Annotated in this window: 24 protein-coding genes; 14 read left to right on the top strand and 10 right to left on the bottom strand. The window is 67.5% G+C overall.

The window, feature by feature from the left end:
- The first annotated feature begins 9 nt into the window (after nucleotides 1-9).
- Entirely contained in the window at nucleotides 10-339 is a 330-nt protein-coding gene (locus ACQ450_RS01620; RefSeq protein WP_431470240.1) for a hypothetical protein, read from the top strand.
- Nucleotides 340-345: 6 nt separating this feature from the next.
- On the opposite strand, the gene ACQ450_RS01615 is transcribed toward ACQ450_RS01620, so the two are convergent.
- Nucleotides 346-1,839: a replicative DNA helicase gene (locus ACQ450_RS01615; protein ID WP_431470239.1), complete on the bottom strand. Its 1,494-nt coding sequence runs from the start codon at nucleotides 1,837-1,839 to the stop codon at nucleotides 346-348.
- A gap of 82 nt (nucleotides 1,840-1,921) precedes the next feature.
- On the opposite strand from ACQ450_RS01615, the gene ACQ450_RS01610 reads away from it, so the two are divergent.
- The 4 genes from ACQ450_RS01610 to dcd are packed head-to-tail and all read left to right on the top strand — an operon-like array spanning nucleotide 1,922 to nucleotide 4,146.
- Nucleotides 1,922-2,404 (top strand): UPF0262 family protein, encoded by a 483-nt coding sequence (locus tag ACQ450_RS01610; RefSeq protein ID WP_431470238.1) that lies wholly within the window; start codon nucleotides 1,922-1,924, stop codon nucleotides 2,402-2,404.
- Nucleotide 2,405: 1 nt separating this feature from the next.
- A complete protein-coding gene (locus tag ACQ450_RS01605; protein WP_431470237.1) occupies nucleotides 2,406-3,104 on the top strand; it encodes a GH25 family lysozyme in 699 nt (232 codons plus the stop codon).
- Complete coding sequence (locus tag ACQ450_RS01600; RefSeq protein WP_431470236.1) at nucleotides 3,101-3,550, top strand: cytidine deaminase; 450 nt, start codon at nucleotides 3,101-3,103, stop codon at nucleotides 3,548-3,550. The genes ACQ450_RS01605 and ACQ450_RS01600 overlap by 4 nt, the downstream gene beginning before the upstream one ends.
- A 41-nt stretch (nucleotides 3,551-3,591) precedes the next feature.
- Complete coding sequence (gene dcd, locus ACQ450_RS01595) at nucleotides 3,592-4,146, top strand: dCTP deaminase (RefSeq protein ID WP_188054800.1); 555 nt, start codon at nucleotides 3,592-3,594, stop codon at nucleotides 4,144-4,146.
- A gap of 295 nt (nucleotides 4,147-4,441) precedes the next feature.
- Here the strand turns inward: dcd and ACQ450_RS01590 are convergent, their stop codons facing one another.
- From ACQ450_RS01590 to ACQ450_RS01570, 5 genes are all read right to left on the bottom strand, one after another.
- Nucleotides 4,442-4,813 (bottom strand): tetratricopeptide repeat protein, encoded by a 372-nt coding sequence (locus ACQ450_RS01590; RefSeq protein WP_431470235.1) that lies wholly within the window; start codon nucleotides 4,811-4,813, stop codon nucleotides 4,442-4,444.
- Nucleotides 4,814-4,969: 156 nt separating this feature from the next.
- Nucleotides 4,970-5,398, bottom strand: coding sequence for an ExbD/TolR family protein (locus ACQ450_RS01585; protein ID WP_188054798.1), 429 nt, complete (start codon nucleotides 5,396-5,398; stop codon nucleotides 4,970-4,972).
- 29 nt (nucleotides 5,399-5,427) lie between these two features.
- Nucleotides 5,428-5,904 carry an ExbD/TolR family protein gene (locus ACQ450_RS01580; protein WP_188054797.1) on the bottom strand — a complete coding sequence of 159 codons (477 nt, stop codon included), beginning with the start codon at nucleotides 5,902-5,904 and terminating at the stop codon, nucleotides 5,428-5,430.
- 91 nt (nucleotides 5,905-5,995) lie between these two features.
- Entirely contained in the window at nucleotides 5,996-6,784 is a 789-nt protein-coding gene (locus tag ACQ450_RS01575; protein WP_188054796.1) for a MotA/TolQ/ExbB proton channel family protein, read from the bottom strand.
- A gap of 81 nt (nucleotides 6,785-6,865) precedes the next feature.
- The gene (locus ACQ450_RS01570) at nucleotides 6,866-7,495 is read right to left on the bottom strand and encodes a TonB family protein (protein ID WP_410482667.1); all 630 of its coding nucleotides are present in this window, start codon (nucleotides 7,493-7,495) and stop codon (nucleotides 6,866-6,868) included.
- Between the two features lie 338 nt (nucleotides 7,496-7,833).
- Between ACQ450_RS01570 and ACQ450_RS01565 the strand changes: the two genes are divergently transcribed.
- A complete protein-coding gene (locus ACQ450_RS01565; RefSeq protein WP_431470234.1) occupies nucleotides 7,834-8,616 on the top strand; it encodes a hypothetical protein in 783 nt (260 codons plus the stop codon).
- A gap of 9 nt (nucleotides 8,617-8,625) precedes the next feature.
- On the opposite strand, the gene ACQ450_RS01560 is transcribed toward ACQ450_RS01565, so the two are convergent.
- Both ACQ450_RS01560 and ACQ450_RS01555 read right to left on the bottom strand, forming a co-directional pair.
- A complete protein-coding gene (locus ACQ450_RS01560) occupies nucleotides 8,626-8,997 on the bottom strand; it encodes a dihydroneopterin aldolase (protein ID WP_188054794.1) in 372 nt (123 codons plus the stop codon).
- A gap of 68 nt (nucleotides 8,998-9,065) precedes the next feature.
- A complete protein-coding gene (locus tag ACQ450_RS01555; protein WP_431470233.1) occupies nucleotides 9,066-9,698 on the bottom strand; it encodes a glutathione S-transferase family protein in 633 nt (210 codons plus the stop codon).
- 97 nt (nucleotides 9,699-9,795) lie between these two features.
- On the opposite strand from ACQ450_RS01555, the gene ACQ450_RS01550 reads away from it, so the two are divergent.
- Genes ACQ450_RS01550 through ACQ450_RS01535 form a run of 4 tightly spaced genes read left to right on the top strand, consistent with a single transcriptional unit; the run spans nucleotide 9,796 to nucleotide 12,714 of the window.
- Entirely contained in the window at nucleotides 9,796-10,308 is a 513-nt protein-coding gene (locus tag ACQ450_RS01550; RefSeq protein ID WP_188054792.1) for a GNAT family N-acetyltransferase, read from the top strand.
- 53 nt (nucleotides 10,309-10,361) lie between these two features.
- Complete coding sequence (locus tag ACQ450_RS01545; RefSeq protein ID WP_188054791.1) at nucleotides 10,362-10,925, top strand: DUF1285 domain-containing protein; 564 nt, start codon at nucleotides 10,362-10,364, stop codon at nucleotides 10,923-10,925.
- Nucleotides 10,922-11,515, top strand: a complete 594-nt coding sequence (locus tag ACQ450_RS01540; RefSeq protein ID WP_431470232.1) for a CoA pyrophosphatase — start codon at nucleotides 10,922-10,924, stop codon at nucleotides 11,513-11,515. Before ACQ450_RS01545 ends, ACQ450_RS01540 begins: the two co-directional genes overlap by 4 nt.
- Nucleotides 11,503-12,714 carry a CCA tRNA nucleotidyltransferase gene (locus ACQ450_RS01535; RefSeq protein ID WP_431470231.1) on the top strand — a complete coding sequence of 404 codons (1,212 nt, stop codon included), beginning with the start codon at nucleotides 11,503-11,505 and terminating at the stop codon, nucleotides 12,712-12,714. Before ACQ450_RS01540 ends, ACQ450_RS01535 begins: the two co-directional genes overlap by 13 nt.
- Here ACQ450_RS01535 and ACQ450_RS01530 read toward each other — a convergent pair.
- The gene (locus tag ACQ450_RS01530) at nucleotides 12,696-14,408 is read right to left on the bottom strand and encodes a putative bifunctional diguanylate cyclase/phosphodiesterase (RefSeq protein WP_431471255.1); all 1,713 of its coding nucleotides are present in this window, start codon (nucleotides 14,406-14,408) and stop codon (nucleotides 12,696-12,698) included. The two genes, ACQ450_RS01535 and ACQ450_RS01530, sit on opposite strands and share 19 nt — an antisense overlap.
- A gap of 77 nt (nucleotides 14,409-14,485) precedes the next feature.
- Nucleotides 14,486-16,726 carry a DNA topoisomerase IV subunit A gene (gene parC / locus ACQ450_RS01525; RefSeq protein ID WP_431470230.1) on the bottom strand — a complete coding sequence of 747 codons (2,241 nt, stop codon included), beginning with the start codon at nucleotides 16,724-16,726 and terminating at the stop codon, nucleotides 14,486-14,488.
- A gap of 176 nt (nucleotides 16,727-16,902) precedes the next feature.
- Here parC and ACQ450_RS01520 point away from each other — a divergent pair, with 176 nt between their 5' ends.
- The 4 genes from ACQ450_RS01520 to ACQ450_RS01505 all read left to right on the top strand — a co-directional run bounded on the left by ACQ450_RS01520 (nucleotide 16,903) and on the right by ACQ450_RS01505 (nucleotide 21,537).
- Nucleotides 16,903-17,811 carry a hypothetical protein gene (locus tag ACQ450_RS01520; protein WP_431470229.1) on the top strand — a complete coding sequence of 303 codons (909 nt, stop codon included), beginning with the start codon at nucleotides 16,903-16,905 and terminating at the stop codon, nucleotides 17,809-17,811.
- A 128-nt stretch (nucleotides 17,812-17,939) separates the two neighbouring features.
- Nucleotides 17,940-18,719: a phosphoribosylaminoimidazolesuccinocarboxamide synthase gene (gene purC, locus ACQ450_RS01515; protein ID WP_188054786.1), complete on the top strand. Its 780-nt coding sequence runs from the start codon at nucleotides 17,940-17,942 to the stop codon at nucleotides 18,717-18,719.
- Nucleotides 18,720-18,838: 119 nt separating this feature from the next.
- Entirely contained in the window at nucleotides 18,839-20,134 is a 1,296-nt protein-coding gene (locus ACQ450_RS01510) for a transferrin-binding protein-like solute binding protein (RefSeq protein ID WP_431470228.1), read from the top strand.
- Nucleotides 20,134-21,537: a surface lipoprotein assembly modifier gene (locus ACQ450_RS01505; protein ID WP_431470227.1), complete on the top strand. Its 1,404-nt coding sequence runs from the start codon at nucleotides 20,134-20,136 to the stop codon at nucleotides 21,535-21,537. Before ACQ450_RS01510 ends, ACQ450_RS01505 begins: the two co-directional genes overlap by 1 nt.
- The last annotated feature ends 37 nt before the right edge of the window (nucleotides 21,538-21,574 follow it).

Genomic DNA, 21,574 nt, shown 5'->3' with positions numbered 1-21,574 from the left:
AGCGAGAGGATGGACCGGAAGACTCATGCCGAAGCAGCCGAGCTGCACGAGAATCTCGACTATATCGGCCTGCGGGCGCAGGCGACTTCGGTCGGCCTGGTCCAGCTCTGTGCCGAACTGGTCGCCGCAGGCGTGCTCGACGATGCGGCGATGGAGCGCGTGAAGCAGGCGATCCGCGCCGACATCCTCGTTTCGCGCCGAGTGCACGACCGCGCGGGTTTCGCCGAATTGCTCAAGGAGCGGCTCGACGCGATCTTTCCGCAGCCGGGCAACCCCTGCGCCCATGGCCGGATCGGCACCGCGGGCGAAATGGAAACGGCGCTCGCGCCCCGCGCCTGATCCGCGTCAGAACGCGTCGCGCGCCAGGTCGCTGAACTTGGTGAACTCGCGCTGGAAACGCAGGTCGACGCTGCCGGTGGCGCCGTGGCGCTGCTTGGCGATGATCACCGTCGCCTTGTTCGCCACCTTCTGCTGGTGCTCGAACCAGATTTGGTATTTCTCCATCTCGTCGGCGGTGGAGTGCTCGTTCGGCTGCGGCGGCGCCTTGAAATCGTGATAATATTCGTCGCGATAGACGAACAGCACGATGTCGGCGTCCTGCTCGATCGATCCCGATTCGCGCAGGTCCGACAGCTGCGGCCTCTTGTCCTCGCGCTGCTCGACCGCGCGGCTGAGCTGCGAAAGCGCCAGCACCGGCACGTCGAGCTCCTTGGCCAGCGTCTTGAGGCCGCGGCTGATCTCCGAGATTTCCTGCACGCGCCCGTCGCCGGCGCTGCGGGCGCTGCCCTGCAGCAGCTGGAGATAGTCGACCACCACCATGCCGATCTTGTGCTGGCGCTTCAGCCGGCGCGCGCGCGTGCGCAGCGCCGCGATGGTGAGGCCCGGCGTATCGTCGATGAACAGCGGCAGCCGTTCGAGATTCGCGGCCGCGCGCGCGAATTTGGTGAACTCGTTCGTCGAGATATTGCCGGCGCGCAGCTTCTCCGACGAGATTTCCGACTGCTCGGCCAGGATGCGCAGCGCGAGCTGATCGGCCGACATTTCCAGGCTGAAGAAGGCGACCGGCGAGCCGATCGTCTTGCTCTCGTCGATACCCATTTCCATGTCGTCGGCCCAGCGCATCGCCGCGTTGAACGCCATGTTGGTCGCGAGCGAGGTCTTTCCCATGCCCGGCCGTCCGGCCAGGATGATGAGGTCCGATCGGTTGAGGCCGCCGGTCATCGCGTTGAAGTCGATAAGGCCGGTGGTGACGCCCGAAACGCCGCCGCCCGAATTCATCGCCCGCTCGGCCTGGCGCACCGCCATGGCCGCGGCGCGCGTGAAGCTCTTCACTCCGCCTTCGCTCTCGCCCTTCTCGGCAACCTCGTACAGCCGCAGCTCGGCCTTCTCGATCTGGCCCGAAGGGTCGATCTCCTGGCTGGTGTCGAGCGCCCCCTCCACCATGTCGCGCCCCACCGTCACCAGCGCGCGCAGCATCGCCAGGTCGTAGATCTGGTCGGCAAAGGCCCGCGCGCCGATCAGCGCCGCCGGATTGGCGGTCAGCTGCGCCAGATAGGCAGTGCCGCCCAGTTCCTTCATCGCCGAATCCTCGGCGAACAGCGGCTTCAGCGTCACCGGATTGGCGACCCGGTTGTTGCCCACCGCATCGGCGATCTTCTCATAGATGCGGCCGTGCAGCGGCTCGAAGAAATGCTCGGGCGCAAGCCGCTGCATCACGTCTTCGGCGACGCGATTGTCGATCATCATCGCGCCGAGCAGCGCAGCCTCGGCCTCGATGTTCTGAGGCAGCTGCACGCTCTCGTCGTCGTTGTGCGGAGTAAGGGGGATCGGCTGGGCCATCCGCCCTCTTCGCCGATCCGCGCCGCTTCATCAATCGCCACGCCTTGTGGAAAACGGTGATTGCCCCGATAGGTGCGGCGCAATGGCCGATCCCCGCATCATCGACGTCAAGCTCGACGAGCGCACCATCCTGTGGCGCTCGGCCGATATCGAGCAGGAACGGCGAATCGCGATCTTCGATCTGCTCGAAGGCAATCATTTCGCGCCCCAGCGCGAGCATGCCGACGGCTATGCCGGGCCTTACCGGATCCACCTGCGCGTCGAGGAGGGCCGGCTCGCGATCGACATCATGCGCGAGGACGAGAGCCATCTCGAAACGCTCGTCATCGGCCTTGCCCGCTTCAAGCGCCCGATCCGAGACTATTTCGCGATCTGCGACAGCTATTATCAGGCGATCCGCAACGCTACGCCGCAACAGATCGAAACGATCGACATGGCGCGCCGCGGCGTCCACAACGATGCCGCGGAGCTGCTGAAGGAACGGCTGGAGGGCAAGATCGAGATCGATTTCGACACTGCCCGGCGCCTCTTCACGCTGATCTGCGTCCTCCACATCAAGGGCTGAGATGGTGGTTCCGCCGCGCATCCTTGCCCGGCGGTTGCGAATGCTGGCGGGGATCGCGCTGGCGCTCGCGCTGATCGCGCTCGTCGCCGCACTGGCGGCGGTCACCTGGTGCCCGCCCTTCGTACACTATCCGGTGCAGGGAATCGACGTGCGCGAATCGCATGGGCGGATCGACTGGTTCACGCTGCGCGCGCGCGGCGTGCGCTTCGCCTATGCCCGCGCCACGCTGGGCGCCGAGCGCCGCGACACGCGCTTCGCCGAATATTGGCGCGGCATGTACGAAGCCGGCATCCCGCGCGGCGCGATCCATGTCTTCTCGATGTGCCGGCTCGCCGCCGATCAGGTGCGCAATTTCGTCACCACCGTCGCTCCGACGCCCGAACAGCTCCCGCCCGCCGTGGAACTCGATTTCCAGCCCGATTGCCCGGCGCGACCCGATCGCGCGGTGCTGGTGAACGAAGTGCGCATCCTGCTCGCCGGCGTCGAAGGCCATCTCGGCCGGCGCGCGATCCTCAAGATCCCGCACGACTTCGAACGCGCCTATCGGGTCAGCGAGGCCGTCCGGCGGCCGCTTTGGGCAATTCAGCCCCTCGCCCCGCCCAATTACCTCGCCAGGCCCTGGACGCTGTGGCAGACGAGCAGCTTCCGCCGGATCGACGGAATGCATGAACCTGTGAACTGGAACGTACTGGCGCCATGAGCGACGTGACTCCCGAAGCCCTTATCGACGCCGCACGGCTGGCGGCATCACACGCACACGCCCCCTATTCCCGATTTGCGGTCGGCGCGGCCGTGCTGCTGGCCGACGGGTCGGTAGTTACCGGCACCAATTTCGAAAACGCCAGCTATGGCCTCTCGCTCTGCGCCGAGACGGTGGCGCTGGCCACCGCCAATGCGCAGGGCCGGCTGCGCGACGTGGTGGCGATCGGCGTGGTCGGCGGCGCGATCACCGATGCCGGGCTCGCCGGCGACGCCCCGGTCCGCCCCTGCGGCCGCTGCCGCCAGATCCTCAACGAAGCCGCGCAGCTGGGGACCGGCGATCTCGCGATCCACTGCGCTTCGGGCGACGGCACCACGCTCGAGACGCACCGGCTGTCCGATCTGCTGCCCCACGCCTTCGGCCCCGCCGATCTCGGAATCGGCTGATCGCCGTTGACCGATCCGAACCCCGCCCGATAGATCGACCCATGGCCATTCTTTCCGACCGCTGGATCCGCGAACAGGCGCAGACGCGCGGCATGATCGAGCCGTTCGTCGAGGCGCAGCGGCGCGAAGGCTGCATCAGCTACGGCCTCAGCTCCTACGGCTATGACGCCCGCGTCGCCGACGAGTTCAAGATCTTCACCAATGTCGACAGCGCGGTGGTCGATCCCAAGGATTTCGCCGCGAACAGCTTCGTCGATCGCAAGACCGACGTGTGCGTGATCCCGCCCAACAGCTTCGCGCTGGCGCGGACGGTCGAATATTTCCGAGTGCCGCGCGACGTGCTGGTGATCTGCCTCGGAAAGTCCACCTATGCGCGCTGCGGCATCATCGTGAACGTCACTCCGCTCGAGCCCGAGTGGGAGGGCCATGTGACGCTCGAATTCTCGAATACCACGCCGCTTCCGGCCCGCATCTATGCCAACGAAGGCGCGTGCCAGTTCCTGTTCCTGCAAGGCAGCGAACCGTGCGAGACGAGCTATGCCGATCGCGCGGGGAAATATATGGGCCAGCGCGGCGTGACGCTGCCGCGGCTCTAGCCTGCACGCCGCCCGGGGGCTCGACCAAGGCCTCTGGCGGCGCTGCGCAGCCGTCAACCGGGCAGTTCCAGGCCCTCCAGATTCGCGCAGCGGGCGATCCGCGCACACCGGAGGCGCCGAAGCCTCTCCCCCTGCGCCCGCGTCGCTCGGGCGCCCTCTCGGCGGCCCGATGACAACGCCTCGGCTGCACCGACCTCCTGAGCTAGTCGCGCCGGACTCGTTCCGCCGGGCCGGTTGCCGCAGCCCAGATTCAGGCGCGCCATCTCTCGTTGTGGACGCGGCCTGCCCGCCCCGCTCAGCGCCGGGCGAACTGCGCCGAATCGAGCCGGTCGAGCCCCGCACGGGCCAGCGCGTGCGAGCGGACGATCCGGCCGTTCGAAAGCTCCATCCAGATCTCGTCGGCGTCGAGGACGCGCGTGTAGAGCGCCCGCGCCTCGTCGGCACGGCCTGTCTGGCCATAGACGGCGGCAAGGTTGATCAGCAGCGGCGGATGGTCCGGGTTTGCGCGCAGCTGCGTCAGCAGCGCCGATTCCGCAGCGTCATATTCGCCGCCGAGGATGGTCTCGGCTGCGGCATCGGCGCTGGCGTGCATCTGCTGGGCCTGGGCCGGCATCGCTGCGAAAGCGAGCGGAGCGGCGGCTGCGAGGCAAAGGACGCGAAGGCGCATGATACTCTCCTATGTCGTGTTACTCTTCGATGACTACTGTGTGACACTTTTGTTGCATACACGCAAGCCGGCGGCGCACAGGCACAAAAAAAGAGGCGGCCCGAAGACCGCCTCTCCTTGGTCCGAACCCGAAGGTCCGAACAATCGTGCACTGCGTCAGAACGCGCCGCGATACTGCTCGTTGCCCACGAAACCGAGCTTGTTCACGTTCGCGCGCTTGATGATCGCAAGCGCCTGGTCGACCGCCTCGTAGCGCGCCTGCGGATCGGGCTGGAAGTGCAGTTCCGGCTCCGGGCTCATCTGGACCGTGCGGTCGAGATAGAGGCGCAGCGTGACGTCGTCGATCTGCACGCTGTTCCAGAAATACCGGCCCTGCGGGTCGATATAGAGCTTGTTCTGATCCGGCTCGACGGGCGGCGGGGTGTTCTGGCCGCTGTCCTGCGGCAGATCGACCTTCACCGCATGGGTCTGGATCGGGATGGTGATGATGAACATGATGAGGAGAACGAGCATGACGTCGATCAACGGCGTCGTGTTCATCTCCATCATCGGTTCGCCGTCATCGCGGCCAGCGCTCATTGCCATAAGGCTTTACTCCTTCGATACGCCGCGGATCAGAGCGCGGGGGCGCCGCCCGGCGCCGGCTCCGAAATGAAGCCGACGCGCGCGAAGCCCGCCTGCTGCATGGTGAAGATGGTGCCGCCGATGCAGCGGTAGGGCGTGTTCACATCGCCGCGGATATGCACTTCGGGAAGCTCGAGGCCCGGCGCATTGACGCCGCCCTGACGCTCGATCTCGGTTTCGAGCTTCTCGACGCCACGCTCGAGCAGTTCGCCGCTGGTCACCGGGGTAAGGCCCCAGAACACTTCGCAACCCTCGGCGTTGCCGCGGACGGAGAGCGACACATTCTCAGGCTTGGTGGTCGTCGGCTCGAACTCCACTTGCGGCAGGTTCACCTCGACCGTCTGGATCACGACCGGAACCGCGATCAGAAAGATGATCAGAAGCACCAGCATCACGTCCACTAGGGGCGTGGTGTTGATGTCCGACAAGGGGGCGTTATCGTCGCCGCCGCCAACGCTCATCGCCATTGCGCGCTATCCTATCCTTCAATCCTTGAACTGCCGGGACTTCCGGCAGCGTCGGGGCCACGCGACCGCGCGGCCCCGTATTCACGTCGGCTTACGCGCGGGTCTGCACGCCGCCGGCCTGGCCGGCCGTCGCGCTCTTCGTGGCCGGCTTGGCGCCGCCACGAACGGCCACTTCCGGACGCACGCGGCCCTCGGAGGCCATGTACCCCAGCACGTCGTTCGAGAAGGCGTTCAGGTCTTCCGCGATCGCCTTGTTGCGGCGCTGCAGGAAGTTGTACGCCAGCACGGCGGGAACCGCGACGACGAGGCCGAGCGCGGTCATGATGAGCGCCTCGCCCACCGGACCCGCGACTGCGTCGATCGAGGCCTGGCCGGCCGCGCCGATCTTGATCAGCGCGCGATAGATGCCGACCACGGTACCGAACAGACCGATGAACGGCGCCGTCGCGCCGGTCGTGGCGAGGAACGCCAGGCCGCCGTTGAGGTCCGAGTTGATCGACGCTTCCGAACGCGCGAGCGAGCCGTGCAGCCAGTCGTGCGCTTCCACCGGATCCTTCAGCTGCGGATACTGCTCCTGCGCCTGGATGCCGTCGTCGACGATCTGGCGATAGGCCGAGTTCTTGTCGAGCTTGGCCGCGCCTTCGCGCAGGCTGTTCGATGCCCAGAAGCTCTTACGGACGCGCTTGGACTGGTTGATGATCTTCTGCTGCTCGAACAGCTTCGTGAAGAAGATGTAGAGCGAGACAAACAGCATCAGCACCAGGATGCCGAAAGTCGACTGAGCAATGATCCCGCCCTCGCGAAGCGCGGGGCCCAGACCATAGGGGTTTTCGCCGGCCGGAGCGGCCGCGACGCCTGCGGCGAGAATTGTCGTGAGCATGTTCTCTTCTTTCCTCTGATATGTAAGCGCTTGGTCGTTGCACTCTCCGGCGGGCCACGCTGTGGCGCGCCGGCCACTCAGTTACCGACGTTGCAGTTCCCAGCGCACCGTCTGGGTACGCGTTTCGGCGATCCGGTTTCCGTTCTGATCCTCTGCGGGCCGGAAACGGAAGCGGCGCTGGAGCAACGAGCAGGTCGTCGAATCGAGTGTCGAAGAGCCGCTCGAATTGACCACCGAACAGGAGCTGACGCGACCATCCGTACCGATGGTGTACCGGACCGTGGTGGCACCCTCGTCCCCGGCGCGCTGCGCGGCCGACGGATAATCGTCGTTCGAAATCGAGCCGCTGCGCAGCTCCGCGCGCTGGGCCACCCGCGGCGGAGGCGGGGGAGGCGGCGGCGGAGGCGGCGGCGCGGGCGGAGCCGGCGGCGCGGGCGGAATCGTCGGCTGGGCCGGCGGAATGTTGAAGTCCGTGCGGACGGGTGGCGGCGGCGACGGCACCTGCACGATCGTCTTGGGAACGACCACGGTGGTGGGCGGCGGCGGCACAGGCGTGTCCGGCGGCGGCGGCGGAGGCGGAACCTCCTCCGGCGGCGGCGGCGGCTCCTCGATGTCAAACGTCTCCAGGTCTTCCTGGATCTTCTTGACATACTGATAAGCCAGGCCGGTGACGAAGGCATATCCGAGGCCAGCCACGATCAGCGCGACCATTACGATCGCGACGATCCTGCTGCCACTTGTGTTCCGGTCAGCGTAAGCCATTCGGCGACGTCACTCCTCTATCCCCGTCATGCGGGTCCCGGTAGCCCGGGTTATTGCAACCCACGCGTGAACCCACCTGCCGATCGCACTCCTGCGTCCGGCGGCAGAGCGCGAGTTTCTATCGTGGCGACCCGAGGGACGCAAACGCTTTGTCGGACGCAGCACACGTAACGTCGGCGGGTGGCAGATTTATTTCTGTATCCAGGCGTTGTGATCGCGTAACGCCAGAAACCATGATCCGTATCCCGAGCCTCCTCTTTTCTGCTGCGTTTGCCGCTACGGCACCCGTGGCTGCGAGCGCCCAAACCGCGCAAATCGCGGCGGATTCTCCAGCGCTTCCCGGTTATGGCGAGGTCGCGGGCCAGGTGCTCGGCGCCCCGCTGATCGTCGACGCGACGGTCCGCAGCACGGCTACGATCCGCGGCGCGGAAGCGGCCGACGTGCCGCCCGGCCGGGTGCGCTATTATGTCACCGCCGATGTGAACGCGCTGATCCGCGGCACTACGGGCTTGCCGGCGCGAGTCGGCTATCTCGTTGATGTACCGCTCGATTTCCGCGGCCGCCCGCCCCGGCTGCGGCGCGAGCGCGTGCTGTTGTTCGCGCGTCCCGTTTCCGGACGTCCCGATCAGCTCCAGCTCACCGGCCTCGACGGCCAGCGCCCGTGGAGCCCCCCGCTCGACGCCATGGTCCGCTCGATCGCGCGCGAGGCGGTTTCTCCGGACGCGCCTCCCGAAATCATCGGGATCGGCAATGCCTTCCACGTTCCCGGGACGCTGCCGGGCGAAGGCGAAACCCAGATCTTCCTGCGGACGGCGAACGACGATCCGATCTCGCTCCAGATCCTCCGCCGTCCCAATCAGGCGCCGCGCTGGGCGGTCTCGCTCGGCGAGATCGTCGATGATTCGGCCGGTCCGCCGCAGCGCGACACCTTCCTCTGGTATCGGCTCGCCTGTGGTCTGCCGCCCGAATTGCCCGAATCGGCGATCGCCGCCGAATCGCCCATGACGGCGCGGGTCGCGCGCGAGGATTATCGGCTGGTGCTGCGCGACCTCGGCCCCTGCCGAGGCTGAGCTCCGGCCTCAGCGCCGGTGACGCACCATCGTGATCCCGATCGATTCGCCCTGTTCGGCGATCGCCAGCTTCACGATGCGGATTTCCACGCGGCGCACGCGCGCGTCGCCTGCGAACAGCGTCTCGGCGATATGCTCGGCGACGCCTTCGATCAGCGTGAAATGCACGTCCTTCGGCAGCGCGGTGGTCGCCGCGTGCTTCAGGTCGAGATAGCTTTTCGAGGCGCTGAGCGGCGTGTCCGGCGCGAAGCGCTCGGGCATGTCGAGATCGGCGGTGATCGAGATGCGCAGCGGCTGCGGCAGGTGCGTCTCTTCGGAATAGACGCCGGTCAGGACGCGGACTTCCAGATCATGGACCTGGAGCTGGAGTAGGTCGGGCAATCACGGGCCTTTCGCGCGGGGTTCGCCCGCGCCCTTAGCAGAAGTGTCCGTCGGCGAAAGCCCGCCGCTCAGGCCGCGGCGCTCGGCCGCGCCGATGCCGCCGCGTGCCAGCGCAGCACATTGGCGTGGCGTTCGGGCACCTGCAGTTTCACTGCCTTGGCGAAATCGACCGTTACCAGCGCAGTGATGTCGGCAAAGGTGAAGCGCTCGCCGGTCACCCATTCGCGATCCGCGAGCTGCTGGTCGAACGCCTCCAGAAAGCCGGTCCACATGATCGTTCCGCGGGTCGCGAGTTCGGGGATCTGCGGCACCATGCCGAAATTGCCCACGATCGCGCGGCCCTCGAGCGCGGGCAGCGTGTTGCGGAAGACATAGGCGACCGCTGCATAGCCGTCGCCTTCGATCCGCCGGGTCCAGCTTTCGATCCGGCCGATCTCGACTGCGGTCGTGCCGAACAGCGGCGGCTCGGGCTGCACCGCTTCGAAATAGCGGCAGATCGCACTCGATTCGCACAGCACCTGCCCGTCGTCGAGCTCGAGCGCCGGCACCGCGCCGCGCGGATTGATCTCGAGATAGGAATCGCGCAATTGCTCGCCGCTGCGCAGGTCGATCGTCTCGCGGGGCACCTCGATTCCCTTTTCGGCCAGAAAGATGCGGACCCGGCGGGGGCTGGGCGCCCATTCGGCGTCATAGAGTTTCATCGTGGGCCTGCTCCGATTCAGCCTTGCGTCATATTGCATCAAGGCTAAAGCGCGCGGCCCCGCACGTCCACCGGGGCGCAGCGAAAGGAAAGCCGCGTTGCTCGATCTCGTGCCGCTCGAAACCGTCGCACCCGCCGCCGTAGAGGCGCTGCTGGATCGCGCGTTCGGCCGCGACCGGCACGGCCGCACCGCCTACCGCATCCGCGAGGGGATGGACTGGCTCGCTCCGCTCAGCTTCGCCGCGCGGCTCGCCGACGGGACGCTGGCAGGCACGCTGCAAAGCTGGCCGGTGGCGCTCGCCTGCGATTCCGGAGCGCGCTTGCCGCTGGTGATGGTCGGCCCCGTCGCGGTCGAACCCGCGCTGCAACAGGAAGGCATCGGCCGCGCGCTGATGCGCGCGATGCTCGCTGCGGCCGACCGCACCGCCGCCGATCCGCAGATGCTGATCGGCGATCCCGAATATTACGGCCGCTTTTTCGGCTTCTCGGCCGAGCGCACCGGCGCCTGGCGCCTCCCCGGCCCGTTCGAGCCGCACCGGCTGCTCGCGCGCGGCGCCGCCGTGCCCGAGTGCCCCGGCCTGCTGGGCCCCCGCATCCTGCAGACCGTCTGACAGACTTTCTGACAGGCTTTGCGCTTCGCGGCGCGCGCGCCTACCTGCGTGCCATGCCCGCACCGACCCCGCCCGACTTCGCCAACCTCTCGCTCGCCGACATCGCCCGTCTCGCGGAGGAGAACAAGCTGCCGCCCGTCGAGCAATGGAACCCGGACCATTGCGGCGACAGCGAGATGCGGATCGGCCGCGACGGCACCTGGTATCATCAGGGATCGCCGATCGGCCGCCCGGCGATGGTGCGGCTGTTCTCCACCATCCTCCGCCGCGAGCCCGACGGGCGCCATGTCCTGGTCACGCCGGTCGAAAAGCTCGACATCGAAGTGGAGGATGCCGCCTTCACTGCGGTCGAGCTGAAGCGCGAGGGCGCCGGCGCGGCGATGAAGCTCGCCTTCCGGCTCAACACCGGCGACGTCGTCGCTGCCGGCGCGGACAATGCGCTGCGCTTCGAGGCGCGCGACGATGGCCCCCGCCCCTATCTCCACGTCCGCCGCGGGCTGGAGGCGCTGATCGCTCGCCCGGTCTATTACGAACTCGCCGAGATCGCACTCGCGAACGGCAGCGAGCCGCCGGGCGTGTGGAGCAATGGCGCCTTCTTTCCGCTGGAGCCGGCATGAAGCTCGCCGATCGCCTGCGCGTCGCGCTCGCCGCCGCCGACCGTGACCATCCCGTGCTGCTGACCGGCGACTTTCGCGACGACGACCCGGCCGTCGCCGCCTATCCGGCGGCGGTGCTCGTCGCCGTCACCGACGGGCCCCAGCCGGGCGTGATTCTCACGCGCCGCACCGAAACTCTGCGCACCCATGCCGGCCAGGTCGCCTTTCCCGGCGGCCGGATCGATTCGGACGAGGATGCGGTCGCCGCCGCGCTGCGCGAGGCGCAGGAGGAGATCGGCCTCGATCCGAACCGAGTCGAAGTGATCGGCACTGCCGATCGCTATCGCACCGTCACCGGCTTCGAAGTCACACCGGTGCTTTCGGTCGTGCCGCCCGGACTGGATCTCACCCCGCACGAAGCCGAAGTGGCGGAGGTCTTCGAAGTCCCGCTCTCCTTCCTGCTCGACGAAGCCAATCACAAGGAAGGCTCGCTCGAATGGCAGGGTCGCGAGCGCTGGTACTTCGAGATTCACTGGGAAGGCCGCCGGATCTGGGGCGCGACCGCGGCGATGGTCGTCAATCTCTCGCGGCGGCTGCGATGGACCGCATAACGCTTCCCGATGGCGAATGGCGGCACCGCCCGGGGCTCGACCGGCTGGCGGAAGTGCTCGGCGCGCGCGACGACAGGGCGCGGCTGGTCGGCGGCGCGGTCCGCGACACGCTCCTGCGCCTGCCGGTCCACGACATCGACATTGCGACACGGCACGCGCCCGAACAGGTGCTCGCGCTGCTGAAGGCGGCGGGGATTCGCGCGGTCCCGACCGGGCTCGCGCACGGCACCATCACTGCGGTGCTGGAAAGCGGTCCGGTCGAAGTGACCACGCTGCGCCGCGATGTCGCGACCGACGGCCGCCACGCCACCGTCGCGTTCACCGATGCGTGGGAAGAGGATGCCGCACGGCGCGACTTCACGATGAACGCGCTTTATGCCGATCCGGCGAGCGGCACGATCTTTGACTATTTCGACGGGCTTGCCGATCTCGATGCGCGGCGCGTGCGGTTCATCGGCGATCCCTATCGGCGGATTGCGGAGGATCATCTGCGTATCCTGCGCTTCTTCCGGTTTCTCGCCCGCTTCGGCGACGCGCCCGATCCCGAGGGGCTCGCTGCCTGCGTGGCGCGCGCGAACGACCTGATGGCGCTAAGCCGCGAACGGATCGCCGACGAGCTGCTGAAGCTGCTGGTGGCGCGGGACGCGGTGCGCGTGGTGTCGCTGATGATCGAGCACGGCATTTTTCGGCCGGTGCTGCCGGAAATCACTGCGGCTGGCGTCGCGCGGCTCGAACGCTGTGCCGACTCCGAGGCCGCCGCGGAGATATCTCCCGATCCAATCCGCCGGCTTGCGGCGCTGCTGCCGGACGATCCGAAACTGGCGGAGGGAATCGCCACGCGGCTCAAGCTGTCGAAGGCACATCGAAACCGGCTTACATGCGCGGTCGTCCCCGATCTCATGGGGTCGCCCTATCGGGCCGCCTATCTCCTCGGTCGCCAGGGAGCGATCGACCGGATGCTGGTGCACGTCGCCGAGCCGATGGATGCGGTGATCGCAGCGCGGCACCTGTCGCACTGGGAGGTTCCCCGCTTGCCGCTTACCGGCGGCGCGCTCATCGCGCGCGGATTGAGCAGGGGGCCCGACGTCGCGCGCACGCTGCGCCGGGTGGAGGATCGCTGGATCGACGAGGGGTTCCCGGACGCAGCGCGTGTCAGCGAAATCGCCGACGCGGAAGTGGCTCAGGCGTTGCGTTCCTGAAGCAACGCATAGGCGTCACCGGCTTCGAGCGGCCGGGCATAGAGGAAGCCCTGCCCATAGTTGCAGCCCAGCGCCGCCAGCGTCTGTCCCAGTTCGTTGGTTTCGATCCCCTCGGCGGTGGTCTCCATCCCCAGCGCATGTGCCAGGCTCAGGATCGCGCGGACGATCGCCACCTTGTCGCGGTCGGCGAGCATTCCGGAAACGAAGCTGCGGTCGATCTTGAGCAGGTCGATCGGCAGCCGCTGGAGATAGGCGAGGTTCGAATAGCCGGTGCCGAAATCATCCATCGCCAGCGTGGTGCCGAGGTCTTTCAGCGCCTTCATCGTCTGCGCGATTCGATCGGGATCGGTGACGATCGCGCTTTCGGTCAGCTCGAGCGTCAGCCGCGTGCCCGACACGCCGTGCGTGTCGAGCGCCGCCTTCACCATCGGCGCGATCTGGTCGCGCTGCAGCTGGATCGCCGACAGGTTCACCGCCACCTTCACGCCGCAATCGCCTCCCGCCGTCGCGTCCCATTCGGCCAGCGTCCGCGCGGCTTCCTCCATCGCCCAGCGGCCGAGCGGAACGATCAGCCCCGATTCCTCCGCTACCGGGATGAACTCGCTGGGTGAAAGCCGTACGCCCTGCTCGTTCGTCCAGCGCGCCAGCGCCTCGAACGAGACGATCCGGCCGCTGGCCAGATCGCAGATCGGCTGGAAGCTCAGCGTCAGCTTGCCGCTGTCGATCGCACGGCGCAGCTCGGTTTCCATCCCGAATTGTTCGCGCGCAATGTCGAACGTGCGGGTCTGATAGATTTCGGTGCGCCCGCTCTTCTTGGATCGCTTCACGGCGAACTGCGCGTGCCGGATCAGATCCTCGGGGTCCTCGATGTCGTGCGATCCCAGCGCCACGCCGATCGAACATTCCACTCGGATCTCGAAATCGGAAAGCCGGAACGGATTCGCCAGCGCGGCATGGATGCGCTTGGCGACGTGCAGCGCGTCTCCCGGCCCGTCGTCGAGCGTCAGCAGGATGCCGAATTCGTCGCCGCCCATCCGCGCCAGCACGTCGCGGCCGCGCAGCGCACCCTTCAGCCGCCGCGCGAGCGAGATCAGCAGCTCGTCGCCCGCCAGCGCGCCCATGCAGGCGTTGACTCGGCTGAACCGGTCGAGGTTGACGGCGAGCACGGCATAGCCTTCGATCGCATCCGCCCCGACGGCATTCTCCAGCATGTCGCTGAAGCCCGCGCGATTCGGCAGTCCCGTCAGGCTGTCGGTCATCATCTCGCGGCGCAAACTGTGCTCGGTCCGCAGCTCGGCGGTCTGATCCACCAGCGTCACCAGGCACCGCAGGGCGGACCGCCTGCCCGCGCGTCGCGCGAACATCACCCGGAAATAGCGGCAATCGACTTCGTCGCCGAACTGCCACGCGAATTCGAGATGAGTCTCTTCTGATTCGAGAAAGCCTCGGATACGCGAGCCGAGCAGCCGGATCACCGGCGATTCCGCCGCCACGGTGCCCAGACCGGCCATCCGGAACGGCCGGTTCACGGCCTCGAACGCGAAACGATCCCCGTTCAGATCGACGATCGCTGCCGGAACGGGCAGCAAATCGAGCACGATCGAGCTCGCCTGCGGACCGAACGGCGGCGGCTCCGCAGCCGGAGTGTCCGGCACGGATCGAGAAGTCGCAAGGCGTGCTTTTCGGGACACCATCATCGACGGCGCTACCGGACATTGGTTAAGAGCTGCTGAAGCAAGCAAAAACTCAGCGAGATGAGAACCCTATCGTCTCAGAACCGATTGTCCCTCGGGAAACCCTGCGGCGGCATTCTCCCGGCAGCGCCACGCGCCGCGCGCCACGGCGTCAGATCGGTCTCGGTGCGAATGCGTCCCTGCTCGCCGCCCATCCGCCAGCGCAGCCCGTCTTCCATGCGAAAAGCCGTGACGTCGGCCAGCCCGCCTTCGCGATAGCGCTGGAGCTGAACACCCTGCCCGCGCGCCAGTTCGGCGACTTCGGACAACGGGAAGACCAGCAGCTTGCGGTTGTCGCCGATCACGGCGACCGCATCGTCCTCCGGCGCCAGCGGCCGCACGACCTGAAGCGCCGCGCCCGCCCGCGGCGTGACCACCTGCTTGCCCTTGCGCGTTTCGGCGAGCACGTCGCCGGTCTTCACGACGAACCCGCGTCCGTCGCTCGCCGCCACCAGCAGCCGCTCGGCCGCGCTTGCCGGTAAGAGCCCGACGATGTTCCGCTCGCCTTCCAGGTCGATCATCAGCCGCACCGGCTCGCCGAAGCCGCGCCCACCCGGCAGCTTGTCCGCTGCCAGCGTATAGAACCGGCCATTGTCTGCGGCGAGCAGCAGCTTGTCGGTCGTCTGCGCGTGAAAGGCGAACAGCGGCCCGTCGCCTTCCTTGAACTTCAGCGTCTCGGCGGCGGAAAGCTCCACATGCCCCTTCATCGCGCGGATCCAGCCGCGCTGCGAGAGGATCACCGTGATCGGCTCACGCTCGATCATCGCTTCGAGCGGGATGTCGCGCGCGGGCGCCGCTTCCTCGACCACGGTGCGCCGGCGGCCGAGTTCGGTCTCGAGGCCGTAGCGCTCGCGCATCTTGCCGAAATCGCGCTTCAGCCGCGTGCGCTGCCGCGCCTCGGAACCGAGCAGCTGTTCCAGCTCGCCCTTTTCCTTCTCCAGCCCCTCGCGCTCCCGGCGCAGTTCCATCTCCTCGAGCCGCCGAAGGCTGCGCAGCCGCATGTTGAGGATCGCCTCGGCCTGCCGGTCGGTCAGCGCGAACTCGGCGATCATCACCGGCTTGGGCTCGTCCTCGGTACGGATGATCTCGATCACTCGGTCGAGATTGAGGAACGCGATCAGATAGCCGTCGAGCAGCTCGATCCGATCGCCGATCTTCGCCAGCCGATGCTCGGAACGCCGGCGCAGCACGACGAACTGATGCTCGACCCATGCGGCGAGCGCCTCGCGCAGGCCCATCACCCGCGGCGTGTGGTTCTTGTCGAGCACATTGAGGTTGAGCGGCACCCGCGTCTCGAGCTCGGAAAGGCGGAACAGCCCGTCCATCAGCGTGCCCGGATCGACGGTGCGGCTGCGCGGCTCGAGCACGATGCGGATGTCCTCGGCGCTCTCGTCGCGCACATCGGCCAGGATCGGCAGCTTCTTGTCGTTGATCAGCGCGGCGATCGCCTCGATCAGCTTGCCCTTGGAGACGCCGTAGGGGATCTCGGTGACCACCGTGACCCAGGTGCCGCGGCCCAGATCCTCCTGATGCCATTTCGCCCGCACGCGGAACGATCCGCGGCCGCTGGCATAGGCCTCGGCGATCGCCGCGGGCGAATCGGCGACGATCCCGCCGGTCGGGAAATCCGGGCCCTTCACATGTTCCAGCACCACGCCATCGTCGGCATTCGGAGTGTCGATCAGCGCGATCGCCGCGCTCAGCAGCTCGGCGGCGTTGTGCGGCGGGACCGAGGTCGCCATGCCCACCGCAATCCCCTGCGCGCCGTTCGCCAGCAGATTGGGGAATGGCCCGGGAAACAGCTCGGGCTCCTGTTCCTCGCCGTTATAGGTCGGGCGGAAGTCGGCGGCGTCCTCGTCCAGCCCTTCCATCAGGTCGATCGCGACCTGGGTCAGCCGTGCCTCGGTATAGCGATAGGCAGCGGCGTTATCGCCGTCGATGTTGCCGAAATTCCCCTGCCCGTCGACCAGCGGGTAGCGCAGCGCGAAGGTCTGCGCGAGCCGGACCATCGCGTCATAGACCGATGCGTCGCCGTGCGGATGATATTTGCCGATCACGTCGCCGACCACGCGGGCGCATTTCTTGTATCCGCTCGCCGGGTCGAGCCGCAGCAGCCGCATCGCCCACAGCAGCCGGCGGTGGACGGGCTTCAGCCCGTCGCGCACGTCCGGCAGCGACCGCGCGGTGATCGTCGACAGCGCATAGACGAGGTAACGCTCGGAAAGCGCGCTGTCGAAGGGGACGTCCGTGGGTTCGGGAGGAACGAGATCGAGGGCCATCGCGCGGCGATAGCGGGGCACCCCGTGCGGCTGCAACCGCGAAGGCACTCGGCGGGCCGCCGGGGAGGCCGCAATACGCAAGTCACAATCGTTCCCGAAACGGAACAGTCGAGGCGTGCCGGAGTTGGGAATTAACCAATTCTTCGCTATTCGGCAGCCTGGACAGGGAGGACTCGATGCGAATCGAGGCAAGGTTTGCGGCACTTGCTGCGCTGATGTTGCTCGGCGGATGCGATCCGATCGGCGGGGATCGAGACGAAACCGAGACGGCGGCGCCCGATTTCGCGTCGCGCGAGGCTGCGGCCGCCTTCGCGGCCACCGGCAGCCCCTTCGACTATCGCTATGCCTTCCGCCTGCCCGGCGATCGCGTGAAGCCCGTTCTGGAAAGCAATGCCGACGCCTGCGACCGGCTGGGCGAGCAGCGCTGCCGCGTGCTTGCGGTGCGCTATCGCGTCAAGGATGCGAGCAGGGTCACCGCGGTGCTCACGGTCAAGATCGATCCGGCGATCGCCCGCGCCTTTGGCGATGCCGTCACCGAAGCGGTGGCAAGCGCCGACGGGCAGCTCGTCGATACCGAAATCGCAGGCGGCGAATTGACCGCGCGGCGCACCGCGTCGTTGACCGATCGGCTGCAACAGGCGCTCGAAGAGGCCGAGCAGCGCCCGGGGCCGGAGGCCGCCGCCCGCGCGGATCGTATCCGGGCGGCGCTGGCGACCATTTCCGAGGTTCAGGACGGTCGTGCCGAATCCTACGCGACCGCTCCCGTGCTCATCACCTATGAATCGAGCAATGCGCTGACGCCGCTCGGCTCGACTCCCGACGCCAGCTTCCGCAACGCCGGCGAGACGCTCGAGAAATCGGTGGCGGGCGTAGTTCAGCTGCTGGCCGGGGTCGGCCCATGGCTGGTGCTGATGATCGTCATCGTGTTCCTGCTGCGGCTGGTGATCCACAGCACCAGCCGTCCGCGCACCGAGGGCGAGGATCCGGTGCCCAATGCCGTGCCGGTGCAGGATCGCGACTCCGGCGACGATCGCAATCTCATCCAGCGCTGGTTCGCCCGCGACGAGGACGACGACGAGCGATAGACCGCCCCGCTTTCTGCACGGCGGCTGATTGCGCCCCGCCGGTCCTTTGGCTATAGCCGCAAGCCTTCGCCCCGGCACGAGCGCGTGACCCGCGCCGCCGGGGCAGCGCATTTCAGGGGACCCGTCGCATGCCGCGCCGCCGCCAGATTTACGAAGGCAAGGCCAAGATCCTGTACGAGGGTCCCGAACCGGGCACGCTGATCCAGTATTTCAAGGACGATGCCACTGCGTTCAACGCGCAGAAGAAGGGCACGATCAACGGCAAGGGCGTGCTCAACAATCGCATCAGCGAGCATGTCTTCACGCTGCTGGGCGGGATCGGCATTCCGACTCACTTCATCCGCCGTCTCAACATGCGCGAGCAGCTCATTCGCCAGGTCGAGATCATCCCGATCGAAGTCGTGGTGCGCAATGTCGTCGCCGGCAGCCTCGCCACCCGCCTCGGCATCGAGGAAGGGTCGCAGCTGCCGCGCACGATCATCGAATATTATTACAAGGACGATGCGCTCAACGATCCGATGGTGACCGACGAGCATATCCTCGCCTTCGGCTGGGCGGCGCAGGAGGAATTGCACGACATCGCCGACATGGCGATCCGGGTGAACGATTTCCTCTCGGGCCTGTTCGCCGGCATCGGCATCCGCCTGGTCGACTTCAAGCTCGAATTCGGCCGCATCTGGGACAATGACTATCCGCGCGTGATCCTCGCCGACGAAATCAGCCCCGACGGCTGTCGCCTGTGGGACATGGCGACCAATGAAAAACTCGACAAGGATCGGTTCCGCCGCGATCTCGGCGGCGAAGTCGAAGCCTATCAGGAAGTCGCCCGCCGGCTCGGGCTGCTGCCGGAGGGCGCGGATTCGGCAGTGCTCGACCTCGAATCGCACCGCAAGCGCCGGGGCCGCTGAGCCGGCCCCGCTCCGGCGTCTGATATCGTCCGAAAGGCAGCGCGGCGCGGCCCGCTTAAAAGGCTTCTTAACCATCGCACCGGTACTTCTGCGGCGATACGCAGCAGAGGAACTTCGCGATGCGCTCGATCCGGAACTATGTCGTCCTCGCCGGCGGGCTCACGCTCGCGGCCTGCGGCGGCGACACTTCGCCGCAGACGGTCGGCAGCGTCGCCCCGCCCTCGGGCGGCGGCACCCCTGCTCCCACGGACAGCTACAGCCAGTTCGTGAACCCCGTCGAGGCGCGCAGCTACACCGGCATCGGCGGCGTCCAGGTCTATGAATATACCACCGATTCGCGAAACTGCTGCGATCAGCAGGGCCAGATCTATTCGGGCGAGGCGAGCACCGTCCGCAACAGCGAGATCGCGGTCGCCTATGATCCGCGCTCGGCGATCTTCACCCTCACGATCAACGATCCCAAGAGCGGCGCCGCGGCCGGCACCCGCTTCCAGGATCCGGCGGCACGCACCAACTTCGGTGGAGCGCAGCAGCCGCAGTGGGGCGTCCCCAATCTGAACGGACTTCCCGCCGGCGCGGCCGCGAACCCCGACGTCCAGTATCTCCAGGCCGGCGACGGCGATCCGCGCGCACCCTATAGCTGGAGCGGCACCGGCTTCGTCGATCCGGGCGACAACGACACCGCGCCGAACGGCGAGGTCGGCTCGAGCTACACCTCGACGACGCTCTTCTACGAAAAGCCGGGCACCAATACCCGCTATGTCAGCCTGGCCGGCTATGTCCGCAATGCGCTGGGTTTCGAGGAAGTCACGGTCGGCGGCACCACGATCAAGCAGACGCGCTGGCATCTCGAGCGCGGCGCCTTCGCCTATGGCGTGCAGACCAGCAATGGCGCCGTCCCGACCAGCGGCAGCGGCAGCTACAGCGGCAACATGCTCGCGACGATGGTCTATAACCCCACTTTCGACGGCGACATGGGGGCCGTTCTCCCTACCTATTTCCAGTGGCTCTCGGGTCGCTCGAACGTCAGCGTGAACTTCGCCACGGGCAACCTCACGCTCTCGCTGGCCGGAATCGTCCTCGATCCGTATTACGACTATGAAACCGGGCCGCAGACCGCTTTCGTCACGGCCGGCAGCAGCTTCACCGGCAGCGGCACCGCGCGGATCGATCTCGCCGGCACCGGCGGGTTCATCGGCTCGTTCGCCGATGGCGGAAATTTCGTCTTCACCGCGCCGGCCGGCTTCACCTTTGCGAACGGCGCGCGCGAGATCAGCGTGAACGTCGCCGGATCGAGCATCGACGGCGCCTTCTTCGGCCCCAATGGCGAGGAAATCGGCGGCGGCTTCCGCGTCGTCGGCGGAATCCCCGATCAGCGCGTCGACATATTGGGTGCGTTCACGGGCAAGCGCTGATGCGTCTCCCCCGGCTCGCCGGGGCGGCGCTGCTGCTGGTGGCGCCGCTCGCCGCCGCCCTGCCCGCTCAGGCGCAGGCGCAGGCGCAGTCCCATGGGCAGGCGCAGTCGCAGGCGCTGATCGACCGGTGCGTCGCGTCCACCTGCGTCGCGCGGCTCACGCCCGCTCAACTTCTCGCCGAGGCACAGCGGCTCGTGCTGGCGGGCCGCACCGAAGAGGCGCGGCCGATGCTCCAGGCGCTCGCCCATGTCCCGGCGCTGCGGCTCGAAACGCGCTTCCTCACCGGAATCGCCGCCTCCGCCGCGGGCGATCACGCCGCCGCCGCCGAACACTATAGCGCGATCCTGGCCGACGATCCGAGCCAGACCCGCGTGCGGCTCGAGCTCGCCCGCGCCATGCTGGCGATGGGCAAGACCGCGAGCGCCGACCGCCAGTTCCGCATCGCCGCGCAGGACCAGGATCTGCCGCCCGACGTCGCCCGCACGATCCGCGCGGTGCGCGACGTGATCCGCCAGCAGCGCGGCTGGCGCTTCGACGTCGATTTCGCGCTCGTGCCCGACAGCAACATCAACAACGCCACCGATGCAGAGCGCATCAACATCCTCTTCGGCGACACGCCGATCCCGCTCACGCTCGACGACGAGGCGCGCGCCCGTTCGGGCACCGGCCAGAGCGCGGTCGTATCCGCCGGGCTGCGGCTGCCGGTTGCCGAGGGCACGCTGATGCTCGTCGATCTCGACAGCAGCGGCACCAATTTTTCCGGCGAATCCTACGACGATTATCTCGTCCAGCTCGCCGCCGGCCCCGAATTCCGTCTCTCCTCCGCCGCCAGCGTCTCGGTGCAGGCAGTCGGCGCCCAGCGCTGGTACGGCGGCGATCTCGTCAGCCGTCAGGCGGGCGTGAAGACCGGCTTCCAGGCCCGGCTCAGCGACCGCGAACAGATCGGCCTCCAGCTCGACGCGCGGCACACCGAGGCCCGCTTCGACGATGCCTATAGCGGCTGGCAGATCGGCGCCTATGCCACCTATGAGCGTGCGGTCGCGCGCGCGATCGTCGTGTCCGGCGGCGTGTTCGGACGGCGCGATTCGCTGGGTGCGGAGACTTATTCGAGCACCGAACTCGGCGTGATCGCCGGCGTCGGCGGCGAACTGGCGCATGGCATCAGCTTCGGCCTGTCGGGCACGGTCAGCCGCGCCGAATATGATGCGCCGATGGCCTTCTTCTCGCCCGATCCGCGCGAGGACTGGCGCTACACCGCGCGCGCCACGTTGGGCAATCGCAAGATCCGGCTGCTCGGCTTCTCGCCCCAGCTCAGCGCCAGCTACACCCGCACCGATTCCTCGCTCCCCTATTTCGCCAACGATCGGCTCCGCTTCCGCATCGGAGTGGCGCGCTACTTCTGATCCCCTTGCGGGCGGCGCGCGGCGGGGCCATAGGGCG

The organism is Sphingosinithalassobacter sp. LHW66-3 (assembly GCF_050703275.1).
Classification (GTDB): domain Bacteria; phylum Pseudomonadota; class Alphaproteobacteria; order Sphingomonadales; family Sphingomonadaceae; genus Sphingomonas.
This window is presented reverse-complemented; position numbering and strand designations above follow the sequence as displayed.

Excerpts from the sequence above, each read along its gene's own strand:
- ACQ450_RS01620 (WP_431470240.1), top strand. The coding sequence starts at position 10 with ATGGACCGGAAGACTCATGCCGAAGCAGCCGAGCTGCACGAGAATCTC.
- ACQ450_RS01615 (WP_431470239.1), bottom strand. The coding sequence starts at position 1,839 with ATGGCCCAGCCGATCCCCCTTACTCCGCACAACGACGACGAGAGCGTG.
- ACQ450_RS01610 (WP_431470238.1), top strand. The coding sequence starts at position 1,922 with ATGGCCGATCCCCGCATCATCGACGTCAAGCTCGACGAGCGCACCATC.
- ACQ450_RS01605 (WP_431470237.1), top strand. The coding sequence starts at position 2,406 with ATGGTGGTTCCGCCGCGCATCCTTGCCCGGCGGTTGCGAATGCTGGCG.
- ACQ450_RS01600 (WP_431470236.1), top strand. The coding sequence starts at position 3,101 with ATGAGCGACGTGACTCCCGAAGCCCTTATCGACGCCGCACGGCTGGCG.
- dcd (WP_188054800.1), top strand. The coding sequence starts at position 3,592 with ATGGCCATTCTTTCCGACCGCTGGATCCGCGAACAGGCGCAGACGCGC.
- ACQ450_RS01590 (WP_431470235.1), bottom strand. The coding sequence starts at position 4,813 with ATGCGCCTTCGCGTCCTTTGCCTCGCAGCCGCCGCTCCGCTCGCTTTC.
- ACQ450_RS01585 (WP_188054798.1), bottom strand. The coding sequence starts at position 5,398 with ATGGCAATGAGCGCTGGCCGCGATGACGGCGAACCGATGATGGAGATG.
- ACQ450_RS01580 (WP_188054797.1), bottom strand. The coding sequence starts at position 5,904 with ATGGCGATGAGCGTTGGCGGCGGCGACGATAACGCCCCCTTGTCGGAC.
- ACQ450_RS01575 (WP_188054796.1), bottom strand. The coding sequence starts at position 6,784 with ATGCTCACGACAATTCTCGCCGCAGGCGTCGCGGCCGCTCCGGCCGGC.
- ACQ450_RS01570 (WP_410482667.1), bottom strand. The coding sequence starts at position 7,495 with ATGGTCGCGCTGATCGTGGCTGGCCTCGGATATGCCTTCGTCACCGGC.
- ACQ450_RS01555 (WP_431470233.1), bottom strand. The coding sequence starts at position 9,698 with ATGAAACTCTATGACGCCGAATGGGCGCCCAGCCCCCGCCGGGTCCGC.
- ACQ450_RS01545 (WP_188054791.1), top strand. The coding sequence starts at position 10,362 with ATGCCCGCACCGACCCCGCCCGACTTCGCCAACCTCTCGCTCGCCGAC.
- ACQ450_RS01540 (WP_431470232.1), top strand. The coding sequence starts at position 10,922 with ATGAAGCTCGCCGATCGCCTGCGCGTCGCGCTCGCCGCCGCCGACCGT.
- ACQ450_RS01535 (WP_431470231.1), top strand. The coding sequence starts at position 11,503 with ATGGACCGCATAACGCTTCCCGATGGCGAATGGCGGCACCGCCCGGGG.
- ACQ450_RS01530 (WP_431471255.1), bottom strand. The coding sequence starts at position 14,408 with ATGGTGTCCCGAAAAGCACGCCTTGCGACTTCTCGATCCGTGCCGGAC.
- parC (WP_431470230.1), bottom strand. The coding sequence starts at position 16,726 with ATGGCCCTCGATCTCGTTCCTCCCGAACCCACGGACGTCCCCTTCGAC.
- ACQ450_RS01520 (WP_431470229.1), top strand. The coding sequence starts at position 16,903 with ATGCGAATCGAGGCAAGGTTTGCGGCACTTGCTGCGCTGATGTTGCTC.
- purC (WP_188054786.1), top strand. The coding sequence starts at position 17,940 with ATGCCGCGCCGCCGCCAGATTTACGAAGGCAAGGCCAAGATCCTGTAC.
- ACQ450_RS01510 (WP_431470228.1), top strand. The coding sequence starts at position 18,839 with ATGCGCTCGATCCGGAACTATGTCGTCCTCGCCGGCGGGCTCACGCTC.
- ACQ450_RS01505 (WP_431470227.1), top strand. The coding sequence starts at position 20,134 with ATGCGTCTCCCCCGGCTCGCCGGGGCGGCGCTGCTGCTGGTGGCGCCG.